Origin of the sequence: Micromonospora sagamiensis (assembly GCF_014680085.1) — a bacterium.
GTDB classification, from domain to species: domain Bacteria; phylum Actinomycetota; class Actinomycetes; order Mycobacteriales; family Micromonosporaceae; genus Micromonospora; species Micromonospora inyonensis.
This window is the reverse complement of record NZ_AP023438.1, coordinates 516,670-529,183: the sequence shown is the minus strand read 5'-3', so window position 1 is coordinate 529,183 and position 12,514 is coordinate 516,670. Positions and strand designations below refer to the sequence as shown.

At 70.8% G+C, this 12,514-nt stretch carries 8 protein-coding genes; 6 read left to right on the top strand and 2 right to left on the bottom strand.

The features are described 5' to 3' along the window. The first annotated feature begins 139 nt into the window (after positions 1 to 139). The 4 genes from IGA62_RS01945 to IGA62_RS01930 all read left to right on the top strand — a co-directional run bounded on the left by IGA62_RS01945 (position 140) and on the right by IGA62_RS01930 (position 5,179). Positions 140 to 1,480, top strand: a complete 1,341-nt coding sequence (locus IGA62_RS01945; protein ID WP_145816766.1) for a S8 family peptidase — start codon at positions 140 to 142, stop codon at positions 1,478 to 1,480. A gap of 297 nt (positions 1,481 to 1,777) precedes the next feature. Continuing rightward, positions 1,778 to 4,045, top strand: coding sequence for an RHS repeat-associated core domain-containing protein (locus IGA62_RS01940; protein ID WP_145816767.1), 2,268 nt, complete (start codon positions 1,778 to 1,780; stop codon positions 4,043 to 4,045). A gap of 123 nt (positions 4,046 to 4,168) precedes the next feature. Beyond that, complete coding sequence (locus IGA62_RS01935) at positions 4,169 to 4,639, top strand: hypothetical protein (protein WP_145816769.1); 471 nt, start codon at positions 4,169 to 4,171, stop codon at positions 4,637 to 4,639. 114 nt (positions 4,640 to 4,753) lie between these two features. Next, entirely contained in the window at positions 4,754 to 5,179 is a 426-nt protein-coding gene (locus IGA62_RS01930) for a hypothetical protein (protein ID WP_145816772.1), read from the top strand. A 19-nt stretch (positions 5,180 to 5,198) separates the two neighbouring features. Here IGA62_RS01930 and IGA62_RS01925 read toward each other — a convergent pair whose 3' ends face one another. Then, positions 5,199 to 6,515: a glycosyltransferase family 4 protein gene (locus tag IGA62_RS01925; RefSeq protein ID WP_145816773.1), complete on the bottom strand. Its 1,317-nt coding sequence runs from the start codon at positions 6,513 to 6,515 to the stop codon at positions 5,199 to 5,201. 141 nt (positions 6,516 to 6,656) lie between these two features. Then, positions 6,657 to 8,600 (bottom strand): amylo-alpha-1,6-glucosidase, encoded by a 1,944-nt coding sequence (locus IGA62_RS01920; RefSeq protein ID WP_145816775.1) that lies wholly within the window; start codon positions 8,598 to 8,600, stop codon positions 6,657 to 6,659. Positions 8,601 to 8,696: 96 nt separating this feature from the next. Here IGA62_RS01920 and IGA62_RS01915 point away from each other — a divergent pair, with 96 nt between their 5' ends. Together IGA62_RS01915 and IGA62_RS01910 are read left to right on the top strand one after the other, a co-directional pair. Beyond that, positions 8,697 to 11,348 carry an MGH1-like glycoside hydrolase domain-containing protein gene (locus IGA62_RS01915; RefSeq protein WP_186499770.1) on the top strand — a complete coding sequence of 884 codons (2,652 nt, stop codon included), beginning with the start codon at positions 8,697 to 8,699 and terminating at the stop codon, positions 11,346 to 11,348. A gap of 115 nt (positions 11,349 to 11,463) precedes the next feature. Then, positions 11,464 to 12,138, top strand: a complete 675-nt coding sequence (locus IGA62_RS01910; protein WP_145821857.1) for an HAD family hydrolase — start codon at positions 11,464 to 11,466, stop codon at positions 12,136 to 12,138. Positions 12,139 to 12,514 lie beyond the last annotated feature (376 nt).

Here is a 12,514-nt window from a genome sequence, read left to right as displayed (position 1 = left end):
CCGTGACGACTTGCTCACAGCCGGTTGGCGGGGCTCGCCCATCGCGACCCGACACCGCATAGCATCGCTACTGATCGATTCCTCTTTCCGGCTGCGGGACAGCGGGGACCGCAACGAGGATCGATCGGGAAGGCAGGACATGCGGACACCACAGGTCAACCCGCGCCGGTACGGCAGCGCACGTCGCCTCGGCGCGCTGGCCCTGGCCGTCGCGGTCGGGACGGCGTCGCTGGTCGGCGTCGGCGCACCGGCGGCGGCCGAGCCGGTGACGATCCTCGGCGTCCGTGCGTCGAACGCCATCCCGGGCAGCTACATCGTGGTGCTGAAGGACAGCATCGTGCTCCGGGACAGCGGCATCCTGATCCCGGACGGCCGGATGCCGCGCGGCACCCTGTCCGCGCCGGTTCGGCGGGCGGCTCGGGACGCGGTGGACCGGTCGGCGAGGACCTTCGCCGACCGGTACGGCGCGCTGGTGGGTCACCGGTACAGCGCCGCGCTGCGGGGCTTCACGATCCGGTCCAGTGAGGCCACGGCCCGGCGCATCGCCGCCGACGAGTCGGTGGCCTTCGTGGAGCAGAACCGCCGGACGCGACTGGACGACACCGTCACGGCCGCGCCCGTCACGACGCTGGGCACCCAGCCGAACCCACCGTCCTGGGGGCTGGACCGGGTGGACCAGACCAGTCTGCCGTTGAACAACACGTTCACCTACCCGTCCTCGGGCGGCCAGGGCGTGCACGCGTACGTCATCGACTCCGGCATCCGACTCACCCACCAGGACTTCGGCACCCGGGTCGTCAACGGCATCGACGTGGTGGACGGTGGGACCGCCGACGACTGCTACGGGCACGGCAGCCACGTCGCCGGCACCCTGGGCGGCACGACGTACGGGGTGGCCAAGAGCGTCACCCTGGTCGCGGTACGCGTCTGGGCGTGCGATGCCACCGGCAGCATCGCCACGACCACCCAGGCGATCGACTGGGTCACCGCGAACGCGCAGCACCCCGCCGTGGCGAACATGAGCTTCGGCAACTCGACCACGCTCAACCCCGGTGCGTACGAGGCCGCGACCACCGGCCTGATCAACTCGGGCGTGACCGTGGTCGCGTCCGCCGGCAACGACGGCGGGGACGCCTGCGTGAAGACGCCGGCCTTCATTCCGGCGGTGCTCACCGTCGGGTCCACCTGGCCGGACGACGGGGCGGCCTGGCTGAGCAACCACGGCCCGTGCGTGGACCTGTTCGCGCCCGGCCAGAGCATCGTCTCCGCCGGCCACACCACCGACACCGCGTGGACGACGAAGACCGGCACCTCGATGGCCGCGCCGCACGTGGCCGGTGCCGCCGCGTTGATCCTCGCCGCGAACCCGTCCTGGACCCCGGCGCAGGTGCACGCCCAGGTGATCGCCGACGCCACCCCGGGCGTGGTCTTCAACACCCGACCCGACACGACCAGCCGGATGCTGTACGTGCCCTCCTGAGCCCTGCGGCCGTCCCGTCCCGACCACTCCTGACCCAGAAGGGGCACCAGCGCCCCCGCTCGGCCGTCGACAAGCCCTGGCCGGCGGGGGCGCTTCGTCGTCTGGGGCTGGCGTCCGGCCGAGCACCGGCCACGAGTCTGGCCGCCGTCGCAGGGTCAGCTGGTCGACTGCGCCTGGACCCACACCTACGACCGGCTCGGTCGCCTGATCGCGACCGACGATCCCGACGCCGGTGACCAGACCTTCGGGTACGACGCCAACGACCAGCTCGTCACCTCGACGGACGGCCGTGGTGAGGTGCTGCACCGCACCTACGACCCGCTGGGTCGACTCGTCGAGCTGCGGGACGACAACGCCACCGGTGCCCGGCGTGCCTCCTGGCTGTACGACACCATCGCCAAGGGCTACCCGACCTCGGCGACGCGGCACCACACCTCCGGCACCTACGTCCGCCAGATCGCCGGCTACACCGACCTGTACCAGCCGACCGGGGTCACCGACACGATCCCGGCCAGCCAGGGTCTGCTCGCCGGCACGTACACCACCGGCTACGGCTACCACCCGGACGGCACCCTCGCCACCACCACGCTGCCCGCGAAGGGCGGCCTGCCGGCGGAGACGGTGACCGGCAGCTACACCGACCAGGGCTACCTGGCCGGGGTGAGCGGCCTGGACACCTACCTGGCCAGCGCGCAGTACCACTGGCACGGCGCGCCCAAGCAGCAGACTCTCGGCAGCGGCACCAAACGAGCCCGGATCACCACCACGATCGAGGACGCCACCGGCCGGCTCACCAAGTCCGAGGTGCACACCGAGAACCAGACCACCCCGGACAGCTGGGATGAGAAGCTCACCGAGCAGTACAGCTACGACGCCGACGGCAACGTCACCGGCATCGCCGAGACCAGCGGCTCGACGGTCGTGGCCAACCAGTGCTTCGGCTACGACTATCTCCAGCGCCTGACCGAGGCGTGGACCACCACCGCCGGCACCTGCCAGGCCACCCCCAGCCAGGCGATCGTCGGCGGGGCGGACGCCTACTGGCACTCCTACACCTACGACGCCGCGGGCAACCGGACCACCGACACCCGGCACAGCGGCAGCGGCGACACCACCCGCACGTACACCTACCCCACCCCGGGGTCGGCCCGCCCGCATGCCGTCACCAGCATCACCACCAGCGGCGGCGGACCCACGACCAGCTACACCTACGACAACGGCGGCTTCCAGGCCACCCGTACCGGCGGTGGCACGCCCAACCAGACCCTGACCTACGACGCCGAGGGCCTGCTCGCGCAGCTCACCAACGGCACCACCGTCCACACCTACCTGTACGACGCCGACGGTGGGCGGCTCATCGTCGACAACCCGGGGACCGAGAAGATCCTCTACCTCGGGGAGACCGAGTACCGGCTGAGCCACACCACCGGGCAGGTCACCGCCACCCGCTACTACCCGAACGCGGTACGCACCACCACCGACGGCCTCACCTGGATGGCTGCCAACCACCACGGCACCACCCAGTTGGCCATCAACTCCGGCGACCTGAGCGTCACCCGGCGGCGGATGACCCCGTTCGGCGAGAACCGAGGCGCACCGCCGGGCACCTGGCCGGACGACAAGGGCTTCGTCGGCGGAACCCTCGACCCGACGGGTTACACCCACCTCGGGGCCCGCGAGTACGACCCCGCCACCGGCCGGTTCCTCTCCGTCGACCCCCTCGTCGACTACGGCGATCCGCAGAGCCTGAACGGCTACTCGTACGCCGGCAACAACCCCGTCCGCTACTCCGACCCCGATGGCCTGCGTCGCGTCGAGCACGGCGGGGTCGGTGGCGGTGGCGGAGGCGGACGGGGCGGCATCGGCGTCACCTTCGCTGTCGGCCGGTCCAGGACGATCCGAGCATCCGCCGGGACGAAGGTCGGCTACACGGGTGCCCGTGGCAGCAGCAGAGTCAAGGCCCCAGGTTCCGCTGCCCGAAGCGAGCGAGGCATCATGCGCGACCGGGCCATGCGAAAGAGGTCCGGTGGGCAGAACGGGGCCAAGACAAACAGCAAGGGCAGGACTCCCAACAAGGGAACCACGAGCAAGGGCACCAAGGGGAAGAGCCCTACCAGCAAGGCCAAGCGCAAGAGCAACACCACGACTAAGAGCACGAGTAAGAAGGGACGCAACAGCGGCTCGGGCAAGGGCAAGAAGGGGCCGTCGTCTCGGCCCAAGTCGACCCCTCCCAAGAAGGAAGTCCAGACCATCAAGCCCCGGGACGGCAAGCAGGACGTGCCCGAGCCGGCTTCCAACGCCCAGGAGTTCGGGCAGCGGGTCCAGGACATCCTCGGTCAACGCGTCCATGACGGGGGCAGTGACGTCGTTGGCTTGGCCGGTACCATGGGAAAGGCTTCGCAGTTGTCGCCCGGTACCGCGACGCCACGCGGTCCGCCCATGGCTGGCCCCTCTTGGAGCAACCATCATGCGGACGGCGAATTCGTTGCCGATTCGAACGCGGCAGGAGCAGTGATTTCGATGATTTGGGTGGCAGTGCAAATCGCTGTTCGATGGCGCAAGTAGGTGCCGACGTCGGGGGAGGTGTACGGCATGGGTGAGCAAGGCAATGCATCCAAGGCTCCGCAACGCTGGCCAGGCACTTCCCTCCCCCCGAGACCGACGACGATCAGCACAATGCAGGGGCGAATGATCCGGGCCGAGATTCTCGGTGACTTCTCCGAGGCCGATCGCTTGAGAGATCTGCTCCGCGAGGACGACTCAGATCTGGAGGTCCTATCCTGTGCGTTTGTGGCTGCCGTGCGGCGGCGTTTCGAGGGGATAGGCGATCTCCGAGAGGTCGCCGGATTCGTCGCCAAGCTCGGCGCGGTGCTTGGTGCTGACGTGCCACGCCGCGAGACCGAGGCGCTGGTGCGTGTCGTCATGGGGGAGGGGCACCTGCTCGACTCGGTGGAGGCCGAGGCGGCTGGCACTGCGATATGGGCTGTTCTGCTAGGCGTCGTGAAGGATCTGGAACTCTCGTCGACTGACGTCGACTCGTTGATTCTTGAGGCGGAGTGGTACGCAGAAATGATCGATCAGCTCGGGGCGCTCGACGTTCTAAGATCGACATCGTCGGAGGTGCACCCCGCATGGTGGCGCCTCCCGCACAGTTGGTGAGCTGACGGCGGTGACCCGCTGACATGGCGAGTGGGATTAGGTGGCATTGTGGGTAAAAAGCCAAAAAGGGGCTTGTTTGGAGCGCGGCGGCCGTCCCCGCAGCCGCAGACACTGATGGGGCAGTTCCTTCGGGCCGTCATGCTGCGCTGGGACGAGCAGACTCAGCTGCACGTCGAGGTGAAGAAGTATGGGTCGAAAGACGGCAACGAACTGACCCGGGCGACGTTCGAGGTCGCGGTCCGGCGGTATTTCCCGCCAGACGTCGATCTGCGGGTGATCAGTGGGTTGGTGTACGAGATGCGTCAGGTCTTTGGGGAACACGTGCCGGTCCTGGAAACGGAGATGCTGATCCGTTCGGCACTTGGTGAGGACGTTCCCACCGACGACATCACGCTCAAACCAGAGATGATGGCCAGGACCTTCACGCTCATGGGGCTGACCGACAAGTGGAGCCGGGACGTGTCGACGGTGAACAGCGTCCTAGCGGAGGCGGAGGAACTCGTCCGCCAGCGGGGTTTCGATCCCACCCCGGCGCCGTAGCTCCGTCGACCCTTTGTAGCTACACGGCGAGCAGGTTGCCCTCCGGGATGGCGATCTTCGGCCGTCCGCCGGCCAGAGAAACAGCGGCTTGGCGGGCCCGCAGGGGCAGGTGTTCGCGACGCGCCGAGGCGTAGCTGGCGGCGGTGGAGGCGGCGATGGTCTGCCAGCCGTACCGCTCGCCGACCATGGTGTGGGCGCGGCGGGCGACCCGGCGGGCGAAGACCTCGTCGCCGACGAGCCGGTCGACCGCGTCGGCCAGGGCATCCGGGTTGCTGTGCGGGAAGGTCACGCCGGTCACGCCCGGCTCGACGATCTCGGCCAGCCCGCCGGTGGCGGCCACCGCGAGGGGTGCGCCGGCCGCCGCCGCCTCCAGCGCGACCATGCCGAACGGCTCGTAGAGGCTGGGCACCACGGTGGCGTCGGTGGCGCCGAGCATTGCCGGGAGTTGCGACTCGGTGAGGAAGCCGGTGAAGCGGACCGTCTCCGTCAGCCCCAGACCGTCCACCCGGCTTCGCAGCTCGTCCCGGTACGGGCCGTCCCCGGCGATCACCACGCGCAGACCGGGGTGCCGGCGGCGCAGGTGCGGTACGGCCTCCACCAGGTGCTGTACGCCCTTCTCGTAGACCAGGCGGCCGGCGTACCCGACGAGGGGGCCGTCGGCGGCGAACCGGGCGCGGGCGGCGGTGACCGCGCGGGGGCGGGCCTGCCAGGCGCGGGCGTCCACGCCGTTGGGGACCACGTCGACCCGGCCGGTGGGCACGTCGAAGAGGGTGGTGACCTGGTCGCGCATGTAGCCCGAGCAGGCGATGACGCGGGCCGACGAGGTGCTGAGCCAGTGTTCGACGCCGTGGATGGTGCGGTTCATCTCCTCCGGCAGCCAGCCCTGGTGCCGGCCGGCCTCGGTGGCGTGGATGGTGGTGACCAGGGGCAGGTCGAGGTGCTCGCTGATGGTGACGGCGGTGTGCGCGACCAGCCAGTCGTGGGCGTGCACCACGTCGTACTCGCCGGACTCGGCGGCGCGCAGCGCGGTGCGGGTGAGCGTGTGGTTGAACGCCATGGTCCAGGCGAGCAGGGCCGGGGTGGCCAGGGGGAAGGCCACCGGGTCCTCGGGGGCGCGCAGGATCCGGACGCCGTCGGCGTACTCCTCCAGGGGCGCGCCGTCGGCGTGCCGGGTGACCACGGTGACCTCGTGGCCGGCGGCGGCCAGGGCGACGGAGAGGGCGTGCACGTGCCGGCCGAGTCCACCCACGAGCACCGGCGGGTACTCCCATGAGAGCATCAGCACCCGCTGCTGCCGGGCGGGGTGGATGTCGATCACATCGGCGTTCGGTGACATGCGGCCCCCTGGAGTTGTCCCCTGCGCGCGGCGACGGTATCCGCTGCCCGGATTCCCGTCGCCGCGCCCTGGTCGGGGCCAATCCTGCCGCCGGCTCGATAACCAGCGGCGACATCGCCGTTGCGGCTCTGTAAAGCGGCCCTATCGGGTGCGCCGGCAGCGCAGCAACTCGGCGACCGACCACGCCTGGAACGGGCAGCCGGTCGCGCCGTGCGGCGGCAGGCCGTCAGCCGTTTCGCTGACCGAGCCTAGGCCGTATTCGGTCAAATGTGCCTCAATAGCTACGAAAACCTCATCAACTGAAACCTTGCTCCGCCGGCAGGCGTCCACGTACGGGCCGAGCAGCCACGGCCAGACCGTCCCCTGGTGGTACCCGCCGTCCCGCTCGGCCGGGCCGCCCCGGTGCCGCCCCGTGAAGCCGGGGGAGTCGGGGGAGAGGCTGCGCAGGCCCAGCGGCGTGAGCAGCCCGGCCGCCACCCGCCGCAGCGTCGCCTCGTCCGGCTCCAGCGGCGCGTACGGCAACGACCAGGCGAGCAGCTGGTTCGGGCGGAGCAGGTCGTCGTCGTGGTGCGGTGCCCCGCCCAGCGGATAGGTCGGCGCGGGCCCGTCCACGACGTCGTGCAGCCAGCCCGTCGGGGCGGGGAACCGCTCCCGGAACGCGGTCCTCGCCCGCTCGTGCAGTCGCCGCAGCTCCCCGGCGTCCTGCCCGGCCAGCTCGGTCAGCTCGGCGAGCCCGGCCAGCCCGTTGACCCACAGCGCGTTCACCTCGACCGGCTTGCCGGTACGCGGGGTCACCGGGACCCCGTACACCCGGGCGTCCATCCAGGTCAGCGCGGTGCCGGGGGTGCCGCCCTGGGTGAGCAACCCGTCGGCCGGGTCGACCGCGATGCCGTACCGGGTGCCGGCGAGGTGCGCGTCGACCACCCCGCGCAACGCGGGCAGCAGCTCGTCGGCGAGGTCGGTGTCACCGGTGACGGCGACGTGCCGGGCGACCGCGTGCAGGAGCCACAGCGTCCCGTCGACGGTGTTGTACTCGACCCGCCCGGTGTCGGCGGTGTTCGCCAGCATCCCCTCCGACAGCGTCGCCGCGTACGACCGCAGCAGCTCCCGCCCCTCGGTGGCCCGGTTGGTGCAGAGGAACAGCCCCTCGTACGAGATCATCGTGTCCCGCGACCACGCCCCGAACCACGGGTAACCGGCGACCACGTCGACCGGTGCCTGGTGGGTGCGCACCACGAACGCGTCGGCGGCCAGGGTCAGCGTCGCCTCCACCGCGTCGGCCGGCCGGGCGGCGGCCACCATCCGCCGGTTGCGTCGCCGGGCGGTCGCCACCACCTCGGTCGCCGGTGGCGGCTGGCGGTCGAGCTGGTCGGCCCACGCCAGCACGGACACCGTGTCGCCGGGGCGCTCCAACCGCCCGGCGAACCGGCCCGCGTACCAGAGGTCCTCCTCGCAGGTCAGGCCACGGGCGGCCTCCTCCCGGTGGTGCACGCCCAGCCACCACTGCCCCTCGGGCGTCCAGTCCGGGCCGGCCAGGCGGAACGCGCCCTCGATCACGGCCCCACCGTCGACCGGCTCCATCCGGGGCGCGGGGCCGTCCGCGCGGCGCTCGCCGTGCGCGTCCCGCCAGGTGCAGACCGCCGCCAGCTCCAGGCGCACCGGAGGACCGGACAGCAGCCGGTGCACCACCGCCACGCAGGGCCGACCCGGCAGCATGGCCAGTTCCCGCTCGACCACCACGTCGCCGATCCGCCAGCGCCACCGGGGCAGGCCGTCGACCAGGGCGAAGTGCTCCAGCAGCTCGTACCCGCGCGGGTCGACGTCGCCGGAGGACCACTCGTGGGTGCCGAGGCGCACCTGCGCGCCGGAGGGGAGCAGCACCGACGCGTCCAGGCTGGCCAGCCCGACCCGCCGGGACGCCGGGGTCTCGCCGGCCACCACCAGCAGCCCGTGGTAGCGGCGGGTACGCAGCCCGCTGACGGTGCCCATGGCGTACCCGCCCCGGCCGTCGGGCACCAGCCACTCACGGGCGGCCCCGCCGGTCAGCTCGCCACAGACCTGCGGACCGAAACCGATGTCGATCAACTTTCCTCCAGCAGCGACGTGCAACACGCCACGACGACGGTGGCCGCGGTGGTCAAGTGACCGCGCGGCGTCGAAGATGTGCAGGTGATCACTGACGTGTCCCCTCCCATCCCGCCGTCTCCCGACGCCGAGCGGAGCCGCCTGGCCCAGGCCGACTCGGGGGAGCAGGACTGGCGCGCATGGGGTCCCTATCTCTCCGAACGGGCCTGGGGGACGGTGCGGGAGGACTACAGCGAACACGGTACGGCCTGGGACTATTTTCCCCACGACCACGCGCGGTCCCGAGCGTACCGGTGGAGCGAGGACGGCATGGCGGGCGTCTGCGACGACCGGCAGACGTTCTGCTTCGCGCTGGCGCTCTGGAACGGCCGGGACCCGATCCTCAAGGAGCGGATGTTCGGTCTCGGCGGCGACGGCGGCAACCACGGCGAGGACGCCAAGGACTACTGGTGGTACGAGGACTCCACGCCCACCCACTCCTTCATGCGCTGGCGCTACCACTACCCGCAGGCCGCCTTCCCGTACGACGAACTGGTCGCGGTGAACGCGCTGCGCGGCCGGGACGACACCGAGTACGAGCTGGTCGACACCGGCATCTTCGACGACGACCGGTACTGGGCGGTGACCGTCGACTACGCCAAGGCGTCCCCGACCGACCTGTGCATGCTGATCACCGTGGCCAACCGGGGCGACCGGGCCGCCCAGCTGCACGTGCTGCCCACCCTCTGGTTCCGTAACACCTGGTCGTGGGGCCTGCCCGGCAGCGACCGGATGCCGACCATGGCCGGCGCGGACGGCCGGCTGGTCGGTGAGCACCGGGTGCTCGGTCAGCTCGTGCTCGCCGGGGACGGCACACCCACCCCGCTGCTCTGCGACAACGAGAGCAACGCCGAGCGGCTCTGGGGGCTGCCCGGCCGGTCCCGCTACCCGAAGGACGGCATCAACGACCACGTGGTCGACGGGGCTGACACCGTCAACCCCGACCGCACCGGCACCAAGGGCGCGCTGCACTACGTGCTGGACGTGCCGGCCGGCGGGCAGCGGCAGATCCGGCTGCGACTGACCCGGACCGCGCCGCCGCCCGGTGGCACCCCCGCTCCCGCCCTCGACCTCGGCGCCGGCTTCGAGGCGACGCTGCGGACCCGGCGGTTCGAGGCGGACCGGTTCTTCGCCGGTGTCATCCCGGCCGGGGCGAGCGAGGACGAGGCCCTGGTGGCCCGGCAGGCCATCGCCGGGTTGATGTGGGGCAAGCAGTTCTACCACTTCGACGTGAAGCGGTGGCTCGACGGCGACCCGGGCTCCACCCCGCCACCGGCCGGACGGCGGCACGGGCGCAACAGCGCCTGGTGGCACATGAACAGCTTCGACGTCATCTCCATGCCGGACCCGTGGGAGTACCCCTGGTACGCCGCCTGGGACCTGGCGTTCCACTGTGTCAGCATCGCCCGGGTCGATCCGGGCTTCGCCAAGGAGCAGCTGCTGCTCCTGCTGCGCGAGTGGTACCTGCACCCCAACGGGCAGATCCCGGCGTACGAGTGGGCGTTCGGCGACGTGAACCCGCCGGTGCACGCCTGGGCGGCGCTGAAGGTGTTCGAGATCGACGGCAGCCGGGACCACGAGTTCCTCGCCCGGGTGCTGCACAAGCTGCTGCTCAACTTCACCTGGTGGGTCAACCGCAAGGACACCGGCGGCAGCAACGTCTTCGAGGGCGGGTTCCTCGGGCTGGACAACGTCGGCCCGTTCGACCGGTCGGCCGCGCTGCCGGTGGCCGGGGTGCTGGAGCAGTCCGACGGCACCGGCTGGATGGGCATGTACGCGCTGAACCTGCTCGACATGGCGATCGTCCTCGCCGAGCGGGACCGGGCGTACGTGGACGTCGCCACGAAGTTCTTCGAGCACTTCGCGTACATCGCCGCCGCCGCGTACGACCAGGGGCTCTGGGACGCCGAGGACGCGTTCTTCTACGACGTGCTGCGGCTGGCCGACGGCACGAAGGTGCCGCTGAAGGTCCGGTCGGTGGTGGGGCTGCTGCCGTTGGCGGCGACCACCCGGCTCACCGCGCGGACCCTGCGTCGCCTGCCGGAGCTGAACGCGCGGCTGCGCTGGTTCCTCACCAACCGCCCCGAGTACGCCGACGTGGTCGGCGCCCGCCGGATCGGCCCGGACGGCCAACAGCAGCGACTGCTGTCGATGGTCGGTCCGGAGCAGGTGGTCCGGCTGCTGACCCGGATGCTCGATCCCGACGAGTTCCTCTCCGAGTACGGGCTGCGCACCCTCTCCCGCGCCCACGCCGACCAGCCGTTCTCGGTCACCCTCGGCGGGCAGGAGTTCAGCGTCGGGTACGAGCCGGCCGAGTCGACCAGCGGCCTGTTCGGCGGCAACTCCAACTGGCGCGGGCCGATCTGGATGCCGACGAACTTCCTGCTGATCAGCGCGTTGCGGGACTACGCCGCCTTCTTCGGCGACGACCTCCAGGTCGAGTACCCGACCGGTTCCGGGGTGAAGCGCACCCTCGACGAGATCGCCGACGACCTCTCCGCCCGGTTGATCGCGCTGTTCACCCGGGACGGCTGGGGACGGCGACCGATCTACGGGGCCTGTCAGCTCTTCCAGACCCATCCGGACTGGCGGGACCTGATCGCCTTCCCCGAGTACTTCCACGGCGACAACGGCGCGGGACTCGGCGCGTGGCACCAGACGGGTTGGACGGCCCTGGTCGCCGACCTGATCCTCACCCTGCGCCGCTGAGGGCCGGCGTGCGGCCCGAAACGGGGATGAGCCAGGTCGGTCCGGCTTAGTACGGTGTCCGGGCCGCACGCGGGAGGGGTGGAACGTGGACCATGGACAGCGTCACCACGGCAGGGTGCTCGTCTTCGACGCCGACGACACACTCTGGGAGAACAACGTTCTGTTCGAGCGGGTCATCGACGACTTCCTGGGCTGGGTGGACCATCCCACTCTCGACCGGGCGGAGATCCGCGCCATCCTCGACGACATCGAGCGGGCCAACACGGTGGTCCACGGGTACGGCAGTAAGGTCTTCCTGCGCAGCCTCGCCGAGTGCCTGGAGCGGCTACGGGAGCGTCCGGCCACCGAGCGGGAGCGCCGGGAGATCGACGACCTCGCGGCGGCGCTGGCCCACCACGAGGTGGAGTTGATGCCGGGCGTCGCCGAGACCCTCGACGAGCTGGCCGGGCGGCACGAGCTGCTCCTGCTCACCAAGGGCGACCCGGAGGAGCAGCGGCGCAAGCTGGACGCCTCCGGCCTGCTGCACCACTTCCGCGCCGCGCACGTGGTGATGGAGAAGGACGCCGAGACCTACCGCCGGCTGGCGCGGGACCACCCCTTCGACCCGGCGGTGGCGTGGATGATCGGCAACTCCCCGAAGTCGGACATCCTGCCGGCTCGGGCCGCCGGGATGAGCGCGGTGTTCATCCCGAACGACAACACCTGGGTGCTGGAGCACGACGAGGTGGACCCGGCCGACGACCGGGTGCTGCACCTCACCGCCTTTCCCGACCTGCTCCGGCACTTCTGAATTCCGAGGTGGTGGCGGTTCCCGGCCGGGGACGTGAGATCGTAGAATCGCTGGCCACTTTTTTCAGAAGTGTCACGGGTGCTGTTCCCAACCACGAACAGCGTCGGGGCGGACGATTCTGTTACATCGACCTGCCGGTTTTCGCGGTAGATGTTGATCACCATTTCACACGGTCGGATCTCCTTGTCCGATGAATCGCTCTCTGCCTAGTCTTGGGGCCGCGTTGACGGCTCGTCGGGGTGAGCCGGAGACGCGACAGCAGTCCGGTGGTGGAGCACCGTGGAGCTGAGTGCATGCGGGCCGGCTCGCCACAGGACCCTGCACCGGGTGTCGTGCCACACCCGTGGGTCCGGTAGGCGGAAACCGCTGCCACGCC